Source organism: Streptomyces sp. NBC_01410 (assembly GCF_045040195.1).
Lineage (GTDB): Bacteria > Actinomycetota > Actinomycetes > Streptomycetales > Streptomycetaceae > Streptomyces.
Genome location: NZ_CP109530.1, coordinates 8,321,741 through 8,339,859, shown reverse-complemented (window position 1 = coordinate 8,339,859; position 18,119 = coordinate 8,321,741). Strand labels below are relative to the sequence as shown.

The following is an 18,119-nucleotide window of genomic DNA, read 5'->3' as shown; positions in this document are numbered from 1 at the left end:
ATCGCTCTTCGGCATGTCGGGATCGCTATAGCCGGAACGCCGCGGGATGCTGCGCCGCCAGACCCTCCCGAAGTCCTGCTGGCACACGGCGGAGCGGCGGTGCCGTCCAGCACGCGCCTCGGCTGCGCAGCGGGCCGAGTGCAATTGAAAGCCGGATGGCTTCGGCGGCGACTGGCCATCTTCCTGTCGCCGTACCAGGCCTGCGCCAACCGCCCGCCACCCGCGGACCGCGCTCACGGCATCGCCAGGCCGTAGGGTGTTCGAGTTCGCCAGGGCGACGAAGATGACGGCCTGATCAGTAGCCTCGGCACCTCGCCTTCCACGAGCAGGTTGCCTGCCGGATCGAACGGGGCGCCCAGGGCGTACTTCATCACGGTCGCCGGCACACCTGGGCACGCGCACGCCATCGCCGGCGGCGAGGATCAAGATTGCAGGCGAAGTAGGGCGAGGCGATCAACGGAAAGAAGGTCATAAAACGGTTGAACCAACGGTAAGTCAACACCACCTGATCGTCCCCGTATCTCCTGAAACAGGCCGCCGGGCTGGCGCAATACCGGGCGAGGTCGCCGGACTACCGATCCGCCGACGGGCCGGGCGTGCTGTTCGAACGCCGTCGCCGCGCGAGCTCCGAACACCGGCGATCGGTGACCAGTTTCCGCGCGGAGCCCGCGACCTCACCGACGTCCGTCGTCCTGGCGTCCGTCGGCTCCTTCAGCTGAACGGGTTCGCGCATGGTCTGATCCAGCGGCCAGGTCCTCGGATCCGCATCGGTCTTCCAGGATCGTCCCACTGGTGCGGAGGCGCAGCCGGCGCAGCACTGGCCTGCCTCGGCGAATTCGAAGGGTCGTCACGTCTTCTACAGCAGACCGCCCATCTGGTGGCCTGTCGGCCTGCTGATCGCCGAGGTGCCGTGCAGCAACTCCACCGTTTCCGGTGGCCGCGCAACTGCATCAGCAGCGATGAGTTGGTAGCGCAGGCGTAGCGGCCGGGCGGGTCGACGGATCAGCCGAGCGCATCCGCGCCCTGACCTCCTCCACGAGGCTGGCCGGCGGCGCCCGCACGGCGGTCTCGATGCCGCTCCGGTGGCCAGCTCGACGCGCAGGATCTGCCGAGCCCGCCTTCGTTCTCGTCATGATCCGCTTTTCCAGACGACGAGCGGGTGTCCGAGCGCCGCTCGTTGTGCCGTCGTCCTTCGCGCAGCACAGCCGCTCGCCTGCTCGGCGACGATGGCCTGGCGATGGCCTTGCTGGCGAAAGGCCGGCCCCTGCGGCGGCAGGTACCCTGCAACACCCTCCGTACTTTCCGCCTCCACAGCAACGGCGGTGATGCGGCCTTCGTGGCGCAGCGCGAGGATCTCCTGGTCGTCGAGGTAGGCCCAGCGACCGCGCAGTTGGCGATGCCGACTGGCAGCAGCAGATCAGCGCTGGAGTGCGCCTTGCCACCAGGAGATAGCGGCCGGGCTGAGCGAGTTCCAGAGCGCGTGCAACGGTCACCTCGTCGGTGCGCCCACCGCCGGTGCCGGAGGGCGGCGATGCGCCGGCTCGATGGGCGGCGGGTCGGTGACCCAGGGCCTGCGCCATCGCCTGGCGCTGGCTCGTCCTGGTCACGTACCGCGTCCAGCAGGTCGAGCCTGGGGAAGCGCTCGCGCGCTGGGAAAAGCTCGACGTCCTCGTCGCGGCGATGCCCCACCACGGGCGGCGACAGTACTTGCGACGTCGTTGGTCTCGTTCACCGGCGCCAGGCGCGCTTGCGAGGGTGCTGCTCGGACGTGCCTGCGAGCAGCGGGGACTGCTCCAGGGCATCGCCGGGCGGAAGGGAGCCCAGCAGGGCGCCGTCGAAGTCCGCGTCGCCTGGCCAGGGCCGCCGGGAGCCAGCGCCGCCGCAGCGCTCGAGCGGAGGTTCGACTTCGCGCCCCGGCGGCCGGGCAGGCTGCCGAGGGCGAGAGGATCCTGCCGAGCGGCGCGGCACCGGAGTCCCAGACCAGCCGCCTGCGCACCGGGGTCGAGCATCGACGCGCTGTCCATCATCCAGGGCGGCAGGTCGTCGCGGCTTCCAGCGGCCCCAGACCTGCCCTCCGGCCCCGCCGGCGACGATCACCGCGCCTGTCGGGCCTTTCCGAGACGCCGCCGCCCTGCTCGATGTTGCGGGCGGACATTGTCGAAGACCAGCACAGGGCCTGTTCGGTCCTGGGCGAGGTCTGCTGCTGCCCCGCCAGGCAGCACGGTGACGACGAGCCGGGTCTCGGCTGCTCGACTCGCGCTGGTCATCGCTGGACCAGACGCCCTGCCCCGCGCGAGATGCGGTTTCCAGCCACCCGCTCGGCGCGGCCCCGGCGCCAGCACATGGACCCGCCTGCCCGCCGACGAGGAGACGATGTCCTTCCAGCCCGGCCATGGAGTGCCTGAACGGCAGACGTGGAGAGGGGTCCCTGCCGTCGCTCTGGGCCGGTTCAAGTGGAATTTCCGGGGCAGAGGCCCCGGACAGCGGCCTTCAGCAATGCGGATAGACTGCGCCTTCTACTGGCGGGTTGAACGAGGGGCCGGTCTCCCCGACGCCACCATCGGCGGCGGTCGACGGCGGCCGACGCCATCGCCCTCCGTACGCGGATGGGCGGGACGGTACTCTGGTTCACTCGACAGTCCGGCACCACGACAGAGCCTCCCCGAGCCTCCTGCATGCCGGGATGCTTCCAACCAAAGTACCAGAAAGAGAAAGAACCCCGAGCCACTCGCCAGGGCATGCGGCCATCACGATGTGCTGATCTGCGCCAGCTCAGGACCTGGGAGCATCGGCAGCCTGGCGAGGAAACCGCTGCATCGATCCAGTCCACTGGCTGCGTGGCCAGAGCATGCGCAGCGTACCGTTACGTCCCCAACTGATCGGCGATGTCGTGCCGACGGCGATCGAGACCCGGCCGCGCGTTGGGCGAGCTGTACCGAAATGGCGCAGGACGACGGCCTTCAACGCCGGTCCGGCAATGCGCTTGAAGACGTCTCCACGGGGCCATGCATCAGCGACCGATGAACACCCCACAAGGCCTCCGAGGCCATCGTCCGGGGAAGTGGCCGCCTCAACGCGGCGAGCGGCCAACCGCGCTGCGCCTGTACGCGTCATCACTGCTGCGATAGAGCGGCGCCTGCGCGCTCCTGCTCACCCCTGCGCCTCCCAGACAGGCCTGCTCGGCCGAAATCACCGAGGACGGCGGACTCTTGAACTGGGCGACCGTAATGGGTCGGTAGGCGAGCCGTTTTCACCTGTCGATCAGGGCCACCTGCCAGCGGAACGGTCGGGTCGTCGCCCGCCGTCAGGGACATCGAGTTGTCTCGATGCGACGCGAGGGCTGCGGTGTTCGCCCTGGATTGCGTCGGACATCCTCCACACTTCGGCGGGCGATAGGCGCTGGCCGCCGCCTGAAGAGCCGGGGTATCGACGCCGCAGCCGGCCGAGATCACCGCGATGCGCCGTGGCCCACTTCCGAACTGCTCGTTCCACCGCCCAGTTCGGCCTCGATCGCCCGGAGGTCGCGTGAACTTTCAACTGCACGGTGAGCTACGGTTTACCACATCATCGGTGCCGATGGCCGCGCCGAGTTTCGCGATCGAGGGAGGCTTCATCCACGTCTCGGCACTAGCCTGCTCTTCTGCTCAGCGGACCTGCACAGTGCATTCGGCCTGCCGGGATCCGCTCCCGAGAGCACCGCCGCGGAGCGAACGGCACAGCGGCCGAGGTGGGCGGTGATGGCATGGTACCGACCAGGTCGGCTCGAGGGGGAGGAGCGCCATGGACAGCGCCGCCTACGAGGCCGCGCCGTTCGGCGACGACTTCGCCAACGCCAGGACGGTCGAGTTGCGGACGTCCGAGGCGAGCTGAACAGATCAGACGCAGCGGCCAGGCCACCTCTCCGCGCGGCACTGCGCGCCAAGCTCGCAGTACGAACGGTGGGAGCGCGCGCTGCTTCGCCAGGACATGGCCGCCACAGCGACAGCACGCCGATGTCATCGCCGCGCTGGCCGGTCCAGTTGCTCACCGACGAGATCTCGCCGGCTGGCGGAGGCGACGCCTTCACCCCGCCGCTCAAGAGGAGCTGCTTCGCCGTTTCGTCGGGCTAGGGATGCCGGCACATCGGTGCTGTCCGCTCGAGCCCTCTGACCAGCGCCGGCGGTGTGGGCAGAGGGTGGAATTCCCTGCCTTCCCGCCACGGCCGGCGGCCGCCTCGGTGACCGCCGTGCGCGGGACTGCCGCTGCGAGCGCCGAGCCACTCGCCGGCGCAACGGCGCGGGTCGCCACGGCGATCGACACCGGGCGTCCCCGCCTGGTGAAGCGGCGATCACTCGCCATCTGATGGAGGAGCCCATGCTCGGGCGGGGATCGGCCGTCGCCTGCCGACAGCCTGCTGGTGACGGCTTCACCGCTACGGACTTCGGTAGTCGGCGCCAGTACAGAAGAGTCCGGCGTGCGCGCCTGGTGCTCGGCGACGGTTCGAACTGTCGGTGCATGGAAGGTCCACAGCCCGCCGACCTGCTCAGCCAGGCCGGCCTGAGCGAGCGTCGAGGCCGTTGGCGCAGATACCGAATTGCCCTGCCAGGGCGCAGTTCGCCGAGCCGACGAGACGAACGTGACCACAGCGCCCAAGGTGGCAGCCAGCCTGGGCGGTGGACATGGGGTCGGCTGTCGGGAGCGCGAGGCCCGGCGTCTCAGGGCACATCTGCGACGAGATACATGCTGCAATGCTACGAACGTCGCACCGCGTATCGAGTCGGTCACCTGCTTCCTCGCCTGAATCCTCCCTGCGGTGCCACCGTTGGCCGGCATCTCCGCCCGGAATCGGCGCCGCCCATCTGAACAGGGCAGCAATGCGGGGCTTCTCCTCCCACGCTGCAGAGCTGGGCTAGCCGGGAGACCAGGTCAGCTTCAGCGCCCGCTAGAACCCGGACCTGGCCGCCGCCGTGCTGTTGGCGGCACCGGTCGCGGCGTCGAGCCATCAATCGCGCCGGTTCCACGGCTCTGCCGCGCCACCGCCGGAGTTCCTCTTCGGCGCGGGGCGGGTGTCGTCGCGGCCGCGGGCCCGGGGTTGATCTGATGATGGCCGGACCACAGCGACAGCGCCAACGACGCCAAACAGGGCGACGGCCGCCCCGGCCGACATCAAGCCCGCACTCCGGTCCTGGGGAGCCGAGGCGCGGCAGTGCCGCCAGCGGAGCGGTGGCCGGTCCCGGCCGTTCGTCATCGGGTGGCAGGTGACTGAGGCACGTCCGCCCCGGTGCACCGCCGGATCCGCTCTCGGAGGTTGCACCGATACTTCCCGCCCAGTTCGCCCCACAGGGTTCTGGCGCCGGTGCAGCGCCCGCTGCGAGAACTACAGTACCGACGCACTCAGCGGTCCACGGGCCTGCCGCTGCTCCCCCACCTGGCGACCGCCCTGCTGAGGGTCGGCGCGAGATCTGCGACGTTGATCCGTCGACCATCGGCTTCGGCCAGTGGCGCTGAGCGCGCGTCTCGAGCCGCGCCAGGGCGAGGGGTGCCAGTTCGCGCGCGGTCACCGCCGGATTGTCGACCGTGAACCTCCATTCCCCCAACACTCACAGATTACCACTTTTCATGCGCACTTTGTTGAACATGCTGATTGCGCATCTGCGTAGCCTGACTGCTCGACGAGGCGCGAAGCCGGCGGAGCGGAGCCGGCCACGGGTTCGGCGCAGCGCCTCGCGGCGGATTCCGTTCGACGGGGCCGCCCGAGAGCGCCGCGAGATCACCGCCCACAGTTCTCGAACGCGCTCGGTGGCCACGCCGCGCGATAGCGGGGTGAGCGCACATGTAGCGGTTGAACCGACGCAGCCCGGCGAGCGCCGGCCAACGGCGAGCGCCGGGGCGTCTCCACCGACGGGGAGTCGAATGAGTTCATCTCGGCCGTCGCCCGCGGGCTTCAGCTGGGTTCCGGCGTTCCGGGCTACCACGCCTGCGCGCCAGCCGCCGGCCCAGGCAGGAATGTTCGAGGAGGACCTGGAGACGAGGTGCCGCCGGGATGACCTGAGCCAGCCTCACCGCCAGATCAGCGCCCGGCGCGTGGGCCACGGGTTTGACCGACTACCGCCTGGCGGCCTGGCTTCTGTCGCCGCCGACGGTCCGCTGCGCCGCCGCCCTGCAAGCCGAAGAACACCGAGGCGCCTCCGAGCCGCCCTGCGACGCCGCCGCCCCGCACCGATAGAGCATTGCATCGCCGTGCGCCTAGAACCGCGCCCGCCGCCGACCTATACTCCTTTCTCCACCCCGCTTCATGCAGGCCCTGGGTCGAGGGCGGCGAGCGTGCTGTGCGCCGGTGCGGTCACGCGGGTTCGGGGGCCACATGCCTGACTGTCTGCGCGGCGCCCGTCCGGCCGGGATGCCCCAACAGGTCTGCTCGGACGAGCATACGGGCGACGGGATCCCCGCGGACACACCCACCGCAGCGCACCTGGCGCCCTTCCTTCGACAGAGTGAATGCGGCTGTCCCAACGACTGCCGCAGCACGAGGGGCCCATTGGCGGCCGTCGCGGGTCGCCGACCATCCGCCCCACCAGTCTCCGGGATTCGGCGGCGCGACGGCTGCGCTGCTGTAGGCGTGGTTATCGGCCGGGTGAAGCGCGGGCTCGAAGGTGGAGCCCTGGAAGAATCGCCGCCACCGGCGCGAGAATCCCGCACCAGGATCCGCGGACGCCTCCGAGGCAACCAGAGTCTTGTCCCCGCCGATCTGCCGCCGCTGCACTCGGCCGACCGGGAGGGTCAGCGGTGGCCAGTCGCCTTCTCCGGCTGATCTTCAACTGCCATGGCTCGACCCAGGGCCGGGGCTCCACGTCGCGAATCTGGTCATCTTCCCCACGCCCAAGCTCGAACTCTGACCTGGCCCAGAGCCAGTCCTCGCTCCCGCCTCCGTGGCCGGCCTCATCATTCTCGGGTGAACCGGCACAGCCCACAGCCGGGAGCCCTACTAAGAGCGTTCCCGAGCGCCCCGCAAGCACATGGGCCCACCCCGAAAACGGCACACCTGTGTCCGCACTCACGATCACGAAGGAAATGTACGCACCCGCCTGATCCACGCGCTGGCGGCGGCCTGCCCTGGACGTCACTCTTCTGCAGGGCGGCTCCGGCGCCCACGGATCGCCTCTACCGCCAGATCACCGTCGAGGGCGAGGGACGGACGGGAAGGGGGCACTGAACAGATGCGTCCACGGTACACGCCCGCACGCGAGTACTGGACGTCCGAACTACCGCTTGCACGCTTCCTAGTCCGGCCTCGTTCCCCGCCCGCCAAGCCTCCCATGATGCAGCGCGTTCCGCGAGAGCCGCTAATGGGCTCGGAACCCGACTTCGAACCCACATGCGCCCACTCCCGCAGAGCGTCCAAGTCGAGCTCACCGCGGGGGGGGAGGAGTTCGTAACAAAGACGATTGCGCAGAGGACGGAGGAAGCGGTGGCGCCCGCGGGTTACAGCCAGGACGGTCGGCGGCTGCGGTCAGGCTCGTCACCGCTGTTGCCGCTGCTCGCTCGCCGCACGGTCGGAGGTAAAGGAGACCCGGCGGAAGACCCCGCTGCGCGCGCACGTGGCCTCGTCGACCGACGTTCAGGATAAGTCGTCTACCTCGGAGTTGGTCCGCGGTCACACCGGCGGTTTCAGCCGTCGCTCAGAACACCCTCGAAGCCACCTCGATATAACGCCTCCACGCAGTTCGGGATACGGGTGCGGCTTCTGCATCAAGGCATTTCAGTTACGCAGAGCAGTGTCTCTTCTCGCTGGCCCTTCCTGCGCGGGGTACGGTTGACACTCGGTGGAGTTCGCGTTGTTTCGGTGCCGTGTCATCGCGGTGTTCACTGCTGTCGCGCCAGCCATGCCGATGGAACATGCATGCGGATCGACAATGTGCCGGTCGTCGGTCAGAGTGCGCGGCAAGTGCCGCCGATCGGTTGTTCCAGTTCAGCGATTGCGGCGAGGGCCCGCTCAGTCCCGGGCGGTTTGAATAGTGCCCCGGCACGGTGGAGGGGCCGGGACAGCCGTCGGTCGCCGCGGGGGCGCAGAGCTCGTAGGCCCGCGCGGCCTGCCACTTTCCTCGAACGCCGCGTCGGCGGCGTCCACAACATGCCCGCTTCGTGTTCGGCACGCCTGCCGTCAGGCCCGCCCGGCGCTGGAAGCCGCCCGCGATCCACTGTCCCAGCGGGCGTCGTGGCACGCGTACCCCGCTTCGTGAGTTCGGCGTGCGGCGGCCTATTCTCAGTTCCGGAGCCGCTCGGTGCCGATGACGCCAGCTGACCCACCATCACGGCGGGAGCTGCGGCAGACGGGATTCTCCGCCTGGCCTGCCTGAATGGCTGTTCCTTGATTTATCCTCGCCTGTTTTTCTGGACGGCTCTTCGTCATGGGCCTGAGCTGCGCTTGGCTGTACGAGGTCTTCGACGACGCTGGAATGGGCGGTCATCAGCAGGCTGCTTCGACCCGGCTGTATCGGACGATGTCGCGGGGTGCCCAAGTCCGTAGGCCACTGAACACCGCCGGATGCGACGTCTTCCAGGGATCGCGGCAGCACGGCCGCGTGCCGCGGTCCTGAAAGCGTCCAGGACTTCGCCGACGCCGCGCCGCCATCGCCAGTCGGCCCACCGCCGGGCGCCCTTCGGCCGTGGTCATGCGCCCGGGCTGCCGGCCTCTCCGCCCCAGTTCCTCCGCGCGCCTGCGCCTCGACGCCGGGTGGAAGTCGCCCGCCGATGGCCCGCTACGTCCGGTATCGAGCTGCCCCCGCACCTCTTCCTCCTGCTTCGGCAACGCGGTTCTCCGGGGGTGACGATCTCGTCCGCCAGCCCACCGGGCCGAATTCGATAGCGCGCAAGGCCGTGCACACCGCCGACGCCAACGTCACAGGATAGCCGGCTTCGTCGTCATCGACGCGGCCATCTCGGCAAGGCATTGCCGCCCCATGCCGGCTGGTCGGCGTCGCCGTCGAGGGCGTTCTCGCCGGAACACCATCCGGCCTGGCCGAAGGTCCCCGCCCACGCCTTCCCCGGTGACCCCGGAGGCGCGGTGCGCTCCTCACCACCACAGCCGTAGTCCGTCGGGGCGAGGCAAGCCAGTACACCCAGCGAGGTAGGTGCGGGGGATGGTCACCGGAAAAAGCCTGGCTGCTGCCGGGCCACCGCACCCGCAGGGTCCAGTTCTCCGGATCTTCGCAGAGCACAGGCCGCCGGCTTCGATGCCTCAGCTCCTGCCACGCCCTCAGGCCGCCTGCGCGGCATCTACGTCGGCCATACCGCGGCGCAGGCCGCCTACCATCCGGCGCTGCCGGCGGCGGACAGCCCCGCCCTGCCGTGCGCACCTGACCGCCTTCAGCGGGAATCCCGCCCACAGGACATCGGACGACGGCGTCGACGGCCTGATCTGATGGTCAACGCATACGGCCATTTCCCGGTGCGTTCTTTCATTGAATGGCGCGCAACAGATCGGGGAGGGCGGTGGCGTGGCTCCAGACTCTACACAGTGCGTATACCACATGCACCCTCTTGCATGGGGTCGCCTGCGGGGTGATACCCGACAGTTCTCATTCATGACGAGCAGGGTGCCGATGGGGTGTTGTAGGGGTTGGCTATACCCTGCGGGAGCGCCAGAGGCCTGCGGGCGGAACCCGTCACTTCGTCATGCGCCGCCTTCCATCGCCCGGATGGTCCGTCACCTGCGTGATGTCTGATGTTGCGCTCGCGGAAGACACCGCGCGCCCGCAGCCAAAGCCAGCGAGGACCCGCCGCGGGGACTCCTTTCGCGCGCTTGCTTACCGACATGCCTTCAGGACCTGCTCGCGGAATTCACCCGCCTGCGGGGGGGAGCGTCAAGGAAGTTGCCAGGGCGGCCGTCGCTGTAGGTGATCCCGCCCCTGCCGGATCTGCGGCGGCAAGCCGCCGCAGAGGGAACGGCTCCGCTGACGCTCTGCCAAATTCCCCCGCAAGCGGGGGAATTGAATTCCGCGAGCGGAATTCTGAAGGCATGTCAATTCGCGCAAGCGCGAATTGTGGGAGTCCCCGCAAGCGGGTCCTCCTTGGCTGGCTGCGAGGGGCGGGTGCATCATGTGCGGGCGCTGTGTAAATCCTGGGAATCCCAGGCATCACCTCTGTAACGGAGTTGACGGACCATCAGGCCGATGGAAGGCCGGCGCCACGGTAGTGACGGGTTCCGCTGCGCTCCACCCGAACCCCTCCCCCAACACTCCTGGGGATGTAGCCAACCCCTACAACACCCCATCAGCATACTCCACAACCCTCGTCATGAGGCCTGAACTGTCGGAGCATCACCCGTACGAACGGGCCCTATGCAAGAGGGGTGCATCATGGTGATGCACTGTGTAGAGTCTGGAACCACACCGCACCACCCTCCCAGTCTGATTGCGCGCCACATTCCGTGAAAAGGAGAACACCGGGAAATGGCCGTGAAACTGCGTGACCATCAGATCGAGGCCGTCGACGCCATCGTGCGCGGCCTCGATATTCCTGTGGGCGGGATTCCCGCTGAAGGTCTGCGCGGTCAGGTCATTGCCGCGTGCGGAACGGGAAAGACCCTCATCGCCGCTTCAGCGGCGCGCCGGATGGTGCCGGGCGGCCGGGTGCTGGTGCTGGTGCCGACGCTGGAGCTGCTCACGCAGACGGTGAAGGCGTGGCATGGGGCTGGGCATCGGGGGCCGGCGGTTGCGGTGTGCTCGCTGCAGGAGGATCCGGAGCTGTGGACCCTGCGGGTGCGGTGTACTACCAACCCGGTGCAGCTGGCGCTGTGGCACGGCACGGGTCCGGTGACCATCTACGCCACCTACGCCTCGCTGGGTGTGCTGGCGGAGGCGTTCGAGGGCCTCTACGGGCAGCAACTCGCCCCCGTGGACCTGGCTGTGGTGGATGAGGCGCACCGTACCTCCGGGTCTTTGGGGAAGGCGTGGGCGGAGATTCATGACCAGATGGTGATTCCGGCGGGGCGGCGGTTGTATCTGACGGCGACGCCGCGGATTTGGCAGGAGCGCCCGCCGGCATGGGAGGTGGCTGAGGGGGTGCGGGATGCGCTGCCGGAGGAGATGGCCGCGTCGATGGACGACGAAGCCATCTTCGGCCCTGTCCTGTACCGGCTGACGTTGGCGTCGGCGGTGGCCCGCGGCTTGCTTGCGCGCTATCAGATCATTGTGGTGGAGCTGGCGGACCCGGTCGTCACCCCGGAGCGGCTGCGCGGACCGCAGAAGCGGGAGGAAGAGGTGCGGGGGCAGCGGCTCGGTGCCCTGCAGGCCGCACTACTACGGACCATGGCGGACCATCAGCTGCAGACGACCATCACCTTCCACCACCGGACGATAGAGGCGCAGGCGTACGCGGAGGGCCTGGGGCGGGTGGCGGCGAAGCTGCACGCGGACCAGCCGGAGAAGTACCCGAAGGCGATCTGGGCCGACTGGCTGTGTGGCGAACACGTCCCCGAGCGTCGGCGGGAGATCCTGGGCGGTTTCGGGACCACGGCGCGGCGTGCGGTGCTCTCCAACTGCCGCGTCCTGGGCGAAGGCGTCGACATCCGGGCGGTGGACTCCGTGGCCCTGCTGGACCCCAAGAGCGCCCCCCACGACATCGTCCAGGCCATCGGCCGGGCGCTGCGTCAGAAACCGGGTCAGGGCAAGCTGGCCTCTTTGATCGTGCCCGTATTCCTGGCACCGGGCGAACAACCAGAAGACATGTTCACCTCCGGGTCGTACCGGCCATTGGTAAAGGTGCTACAGGGACTCCGGGCCCATGACGAAGAAGCCGTCGAACTGCTCGCCATCCCACAAGAAAACCAAAAACGAGGGATAAATCCAGGAACAGCCATCGGGCAGGCTCGGGCAGAAGACGAAGAGGAATCCCGTCTGCTGCTGCGTTTCGCGGCTCCGCGTGACCCGGTGATGGTCGCTGAGTGGGTGTCCTTCAACGTCATCGACACCGAGCGGCAGGACTGGGGGCGTGGATGGGCCGCCGCACGCCGGTTTCACGAGCGGGAGGCGCACTTGCGGGTGCCGTACGACCACAAGGAGGGCGCCTACCCGCTGGGACAGTGGATCGCGGAGCAGCGCCGGGCGTACCGGGCGGGCCAGATGACCGGCAAACGTGCCGAACGCCTGGAAAAGCTGGGCATGGTGTGGGACGCCGCCGACGCGGCGTTCGAGGAGAACCTGGCGGCCGCGCGGGTGTACTACGAGAAGCACTGGACACTCTGCGCCCCACGGGCCGCGACCGCGCTCGACAGGCCGGTCGGGCAGTGGCTGTCCAACCTCCGCCGTGCCGGGGCACTGGCCGGCCACCCGGAACGGGCCCAGGCCCTCGCCGCAATCGATGAACACTGGAACCCGCACTGGCCGGTCGACTGGCAGCGGCACTACGCCGCCGTACACAAACTCCTGACCGACGAAACCACGCTGACCGAGCTGCAGCCCGGAGTCACCGTCCACGGCATGAACATCGGCACATGGCTGGCACGACAACGTGAACACACCGCGTGGCACAGCCTGATGCCGAAACAACGCGAACTCCTCGAGCAACTCGGTGTCCAGCCGTACCCCGCACAGGAAGGGGCTCCGGCGAAAGGACGCAAGGGCGGCTCTGCAGCCTTCGAACGGGGCGTTGAAGCCCTACGCCAGTACAAAGCCCGCACCGGCTCCCTGACCATCCCCAGGAACCACGTGGAGGCGTTGCCGGACGGGTCGGAGGTGAAGCTCGGGGTGTTCTTGAGCAACAGCAAGAGCCGCCGGGCCAAGTTGACCGCGGACAAGCTCCAGGCGCTGGCCGCGCTCGGGCTCGGCTGGGCGGCATCCTGACGCTGTCGGTCGACGGGGACCCCGTGCGCGCTGTGCGGCCCAGGGTCTTCCGCTGCTCCGGGTCTCCAGGGCTACACCCACCTCAGTGCGATGCCGTTGAGCTTGAGGCAGCGGCAACGGCGGTGACGAGCGCAACCACAGCTCCTCCATTTCCATCTACCTGCCCGGATACCGTCTAACCCATGGCTTCCCGCGAACACCCACCACTTCCCGAGTCGGTCCGTCACGGTCTGCGCGCGATCGTCTTTGACACGAACTCCTTTCCCCGCGGTGGGCTCGACTTGGGCCTTCTGCAGGAGTGGGCGCAGCGAGCCTTGGATGATGGGTTCGAAGTCTGGGTTCCGGAGCCGGTGCTGTGGGAACTCGCGGAACACGCCGCTGCATCATGGGAGGCTTGGCGGGCGAGTACGAACCGGGCTAGGAAATCGATGCAAGCGGCCGGGCTGAGGATTCCCTCGGACGATCCGTACTCCTCGCGTGCGGAGGTGATGGCCGCCGTGGACGCATCTGTTCGAAGCCTTGCTCCGTCCGTCCGGATCATCGCCCTCGACGGTGATCTGGCAGTAGAGGCGATCCGTGACCAGGTGCAAATACGCCCGCCCGCCAAGAAGAAGAGTGACGTCAAGACGGGTGCCGCCGACAGCGCGTGGATCAGGCAGGTGCTGCGGGCCGCCGACAACGACATCGCCTCCTTCGTGATCGTGGGTGCGGACGCAGATGTCTACGACGCCTTCAGGGGCTGGAGCCTCCCGAAGCCGCACATGGTGCCTTTGCAGGCGCTTCAGGGAACGCTCTTCGTCCTGGAGGCTCCGAGCAACGAGACCAAGGACGCTTTGGTGCGGTTCCTCCAGGGCATGGTGGGCCAGCCGCTGGAGGCGGGGCGTACTCCGGATGAGGACCTGACTCTGGGCCAGGTCGGAGTTCTAACCGAGCTTGTCGACGATTGGGAAGATGACCAGATTCGCGACGTGGAGCTTGGCCCTATCAGGGCCGTCGTGGGTATGAACGAGGTGAAGATCAGCCGGAGAGGACTGGCCACCGCGCAGGTGTTCCTCTTGGTCGAAGCCGAGTACAGCGGCTGGCGGATCGACGAGGACGGAACTCTGGTTGCCCACTCATCGAACATCCCGCAGATCCTGGTGCGGGACGTTCTCAGCTTCACCCTCGATGGCGGCGCGGTCACCCGTGCCCGGTCCGAGACTGCTCAGGCCACGGCATACCGAGCTGATAACCACGCCTACAGCGACCCGTCGGATGCGCTTAACGAGCTCATCGACGCCCTCAGGCTGATCCCGGGGGCTGAGGAAGATCTGGAACTGATGGTCGGCGATAGGGGTTCCACGACGTACACCAATGGCTTCGACCTCGTGCTGGAAGTGGAGCACGGCGGTGGAGATCCTCATTGGACAGCCACATTCACTCTGTCGAAGGAAGAGTGGTCGGCCACCCTGGAAGTGCGCTGCGAGTGGGACTCCCTCCGTGTCCCGTACGAGGATCCCGACATCTTTCCCGCATATGTGCTCACGTCCGACGAGGCCTATGACCGGAACATCCCAGCCGAATGGGCACCGGCCGCCTGGGTGATCAACCACATGTGGCCCCCCGAACCCACGTGACCGCACGGCGCTCACAGCCACGCTCGCCACCCTCGGACTCGACAGGGCTGCCATGAAGCAGGGTCGGAGCAGAAAGGAGTGCCATGCGTTCGTAGAGGGCCGGCACGAGCCGGGCGCGGTTCTGGGCGCAGCTCGCGGCGCCTTCTGTCTTCTATCGGTGCGGGGGCGGCCAGCGGTCGCGGAGGATGACTTCGGAGGGCGCTGCGACCGTTGTTCTTCGGCAGGGCGGCGGCGCGGCGCTGGACGTCGGCGGCGACAGAAGCCAGAGCCGTGACGACAGGTCGGTCAAACCCGTGGCCCCGCGCGCCGGGCGCTTGACAGAATCTGGCGGGTGAAGGCAGCTCAGATATCCCGGCAGCACCTCGTCTCCCAGGTCCTCCTCAGACAGTTCACGATGCCTGGGCCGAGAAGCAGCGGCTGGCAGCTGCTGCCCGTCGACGTGTGTAACCCGGAACGCCGGAACAAGCTGAAAAGCCCGCGGGCGTGCGGCTGGGCCGAGGACTTCGTGGCGTTCGACTCCCCGTCTGCCGAGGGTCTGTGGGGATCGGTGGAGACGCGTGCCCCGGCCGCGCTCGCGGCCGTGCAAGCCGGCACTCCATTCGCCGACCCCCTGCACGTCGAGGTGCTGCGCGACCTGGTCGTGCTCCACTATGTGCGCTCCCACCGCTATCGCGGCGTGTACACCAACGCGTTCGAGACTGTGAGCGTGAATCTCCGCAGCAAGCTCATCAGGCAGTATCCGGAGCAAGTCCGCCGCGAGGCGCTGCGCCAGACCGGGCTCCATCTGGCCGGCTCCGGCTCCCTCGGCGCCTTCGCCGAGCGCCTCATCGAGCAGTCCGAGGCCACGCAGGACTTCGAGAGCGGCAAGCTGTTTCGCACAAGCATCGAAAGCATGTTCAACAAAGTGCGCACCATGGCGGCAAAGTGGTATCTGGAGGTGTTGACCCCAGAGAGTGGGCAGTTCCTGGTCGGCGACAATCCAGCGGTGACCGTGCGCACGGGCGCAACGCCCTTCTCGTACAACATGGCTTTCGGGGACGCGCACTCCATCGTCCTGCCGATCGGTCCCAGGCACCTGCTGGCCTTGGGGCCGGAGAACATATTGGGCAGCATCCCCAGAGCCGTTGTCGACGAGATCAACGGCGTGCAGATCCTCGCTGCCGACCGCTACGTCTATATGCACCCTCGAAGCGAGCTGGAGACGTTCGCCAGGGCCAAGGGGAGACAGCGGCAGGCGGCCCACGTGAACCGCTGAGTGCGTCGGCTGAGCGGCTCGGCATCGTGCCGCTGGCCTTGGAGCCGCAGGAGCTCGTTCACGATAAGCGGGGCGCTACGGCCCTGGCGAGGTCACCCCGCACCGGCGCCCAGAGCCACGTAGAGCGGCTGGAGACGGGCGGGAATTGTCAGTGCAACACTCGGAAGGCGGATCCAGCAGGGTACTTCCGGCCGGACCCGTGCCTCAATCACCTGCCACCCGATAGGAAACACCGTGAACAGCCGGGACCGCATCCCGTACTTCCGCTGGCAGCGACACTTGCCGCGCCTCATACAGGACCGGAGTGCGGGCTTGATGATGGCCGGGGCGGCGGCCGTCGCCCTCTCGTTTGGCGTCGTTGGCGCTGTCGCTGAGCTGTCCGGCCCATCATCAGATCCGTGCCAGCGGGCCCGCGACATCGCCGACGACGCCCGCCCCGCTGACGGAAAGGTGGACTCCGGCATTGAGCGCGAGCAGGCCGTGGAACCGGCAGGTGACTGGCTCGACGCCGCGACCGAGTGCCAACAGCGCGGCGGCGACCCGGGTCCCGGGTTCTAGCAAGCGCGCGAAGCTGACCGCCGACAAGCTCCAGCTGCTGGCCGAACCCGGGCTCGACTGGGCGTAGCGGCGTGGGAGGGAAGCCCCGCGCCGGCGTGCCTATGTTCGGATGGGTGGTCACCGAGTACCACTCCTCCAAGGCCGGGAAGGGGCCCGCGGCCAGCGCCGGGCCGGCACCTGGGGAGGATTCGGGCGAGTCCAGGGTGAGCCGACTCGGATACGCGGTGCGACGTTCGTAGCATTGCAGCATGGCTGTCTCGTCACAGATGGTGCCCCTGGGGACGCCCGCGCCGGACTTCGCGCTTCCCGATCTGGCCGGCCGGACTGTCCGCCGTGACGACTTTGCCACCGCCCCTGGGCTATTGGTCGCATTCGTGTGCAACCACTGTCCCTACGTGCGCCATGTCGAGGCCGGGCTCGGCAGGCTGCTCGCCCGGTACCCGAACCTGGCGGTGGTGGGCGTCTGCGCCAATGACGCCGACGCCTATCCGGACGACCGGCCCGAACGCCTGGCTGAGCAGGTCGGGCGGGCTGGCTGGACCTTCCCGTACCTGGTGGATGCCGACCAGACCGTCGCCCGGGCTTACCAGGCCGCCTGCACGCCGGACTTCTTCCTGTACGACACCCAGCGCCGGTTGGCCTACCGGGGAGCGATGGACCAGTCCACACCGGCAAGCGGCAAGCCCGTCACCGGCGAACTACTGGACGCCGCCATCACTCACGTCCTAGCCGGCGAGCCGGTCCCCGAACCCCACCGCCCGAGCATGGGCTGCTCCATCAAATGGCGAGAGTGATCACCACTCCCTGCGACGAGACGCCCAGAGGACATCGTCACCATGTGAACGCCCGCTCGACCCGCCGAGTGAGGTGGACTCGGGCGCTTCACAGCAGCAGTCCCGCGCAGCGGCAATTCGCAGGCCGAGCCGGCCATCCGTGGCAGGAAGAGACTCAAAGGGGGCGGGCTTCACCTCTGCCCACACCGCCCACCTCATCGGCGCTGGTCCAGAGGGGTCTCAGGAGCGGACCAAGCGCCCGATGGTGTCCACCACGCTGTCAGCCGCATCCCTAGCCCGATGAGAGCGTACGGCAAGGTCTTCCTCGCCCGAGGCGTAGTGAAGAGTGAACGTCGCCTCCGCCAACTCGGCGAGACACGCGCGCGCCCCAGCATCGTCGGTGAGCAACTGGACCTCGGCCAGCGCGGCGATGACATCCGAGCGTGCTGTCAGCGCAGCAACGGCAGCCGTGTCCCTGGCAGCGGCGTCAGCGTCCCGCGCTCCCCACCGTTCGTACTGCAGGCGGCGCAGTACGGTCTCCGCCGCGAGGAGACGAGCGGTGGCCTGGCGCAGCTCGCGTCTGATCTCGACGCTCAAGCCCTCGGCGTGCAACTTCCGCGCCGTGCGGGACTGCAGGAGATGCGAGGTAACCGCGCCCAGCAGCGTGCCGGCAACAGCAACGATTCCCAACCAGAGTTCCATGGCACTCCCCTCCCCCTCGGAGCCAGCCGCGATGCGACACCATGCCATATCCCACCACCCACCTCGGCCGCTGTGCGCCGGTCATCCGCAAGCGGTGCTCCTCCGGGGCTTGGGATCAGCCGGAGGATGGCTGCCCGGGGGCTGCTGCTGTGCAGGTCAGCAGGCGAAGGGCGGGGGCTGAGACGACTTGGAGGTGCGGGACGTCGGGGAGTTGGACGTGGATGAAGCCTCCCTCGATCGCGAAGCGGATGCTCTCGGCGCGGTCGATACGGCGGCCATCGGCGCCGGTGAGGGTGTAGCCGGCCATGAGCTCGATGGAGCCCGTGCGCCAGTTGAAGTTCACGCGGCGACCTCCGGGCAGTCGAGATCGGGCTGGGCCAGGTGGTTGAAGTAG

Annotated in this window: 7 protein-coding genes; 5 read left to right on the top strand and 2 right to left on the bottom strand. The window is 68.3% G+C overall.

Annotation, left to right across the window (positions count from 1 at the left end; genetic code table 11):
- Positions 1-10,430: 10,430 nt before the first annotated feature.
- From OG741_RS37900 to OG741_RS37880, 5 genes are all read left to right on the top strand, one after another.
- Positions 10,431-12,821, top strand: a complete 2,391-nt coding sequence (locus OG741_RS37900) for a Helicase associated domain protein (RefSeq protein ID WP_405593764.1) — start codon at positions 10,431-10,433, stop codon at positions 12,819-12,821.
- A gap of 182 nt (positions 12,822-13,003) precedes the next feature.
- The gene (locus OG741_RS37895; RefSeq protein ID WP_405593766.1) at positions 13,004-14,437 is read left to right on the top strand and encodes a hypothetical protein; all 1,434 of its coding nucleotides are present in this window, start codon (positions 13,004-13,006) and stop codon (positions 14,435-14,437) included.
- A 331-nt stretch (positions 14,438-14,768) separates the two neighbouring features.
- Positions 14,769-15,692: a DUF4238 domain-containing protein gene (locus OG741_RS37890; RefSeq protein WP_405593768.1), complete on the top strand. Its 924-nt coding sequence runs from the start codon at positions 14,769-14,771 to the stop codon at positions 15,690-15,692.
- Between the two features lie 234 nt (positions 15,693-15,926).
- Complete coding sequence (locus OG741_RS37885) at positions 15,927-16,250, top strand: hypothetical protein (RefSeq protein ID WP_405593770.1); 324 nt, start codon at positions 15,927-15,929, stop codon at positions 16,248-16,250.
- A 248-nt stretch (positions 16,251-16,498) separates the two neighbouring features.
- Positions 16,499-17,044 carry a thioredoxin family protein gene (locus OG741_RS37880; RefSeq protein ID WP_405593772.1) on the top strand — a complete coding sequence of 182 codons (546 nt, stop codon included), beginning with the start codon at positions 16,499-16,501 and terminating at the stop codon, positions 17,042-17,044.
- 219 nt (positions 17,045-17,263) lie between these two features.
- Here the strand turns inward: OG741_RS37880 and OG741_RS37875 are convergent, their stop codons facing one another.
- Both OG741_RS37875 and OG741_RS37870 read right to left on the bottom strand, forming a co-directional pair.
- Positions 17,264-17,725 carry a hypothetical protein gene (locus OG741_RS37875; protein WP_405593774.1) on the bottom strand — a complete coding sequence of 154 codons (462 nt, stop codon included), beginning with the start codon at positions 17,723-17,725 and terminating at the stop codon, positions 17,264-17,266.
- A 115-nt stretch (positions 17,726-17,840) separates the two neighbouring features.
- On the bottom strand, positions 17,841-18,068 hold the full coding sequence (locus OG741_RS37870) for a hypothetical protein (RefSeq protein WP_405593776.1): 228 nt from the start codon (positions 18,066-18,068) through the stop codon (positions 17,841-17,843).
- Between the last annotated feature and the right edge of the window lie 51 nt (positions 18,069-18,119).

Bases quoted from the DNA above. Each gene is read 5' to 3' on its own strand.
- OG741_RS37900 (WP_405593764.1), top strand. From the start codon at position 10,431: ATGGCCGTGAAACTGCGTGACCATCAGATCGAGGCCGTCGACGCCATC.
- OG741_RS37880 (WP_405593772.1), top strand. From the start codon at position 16,499: ATGGCTGTCTCGTCACAGATGGTGCCCCTGGGGACGCCCGCGCCGGAC.
- OG741_RS37875 (WP_405593774.1), bottom strand. From the start codon at position 17,725: ATGGAACTCTGGTTGGGAATCGTTGCTGTTGCCGGCACGCTGCTGGGC.
- OG741_RS37895 (WP_405593766.1), top strand. From the start codon at position 13,004: ATGGCTTCCCGCGAACACCCACCACTTCCCGAGTCGGTCCGTCACGGT.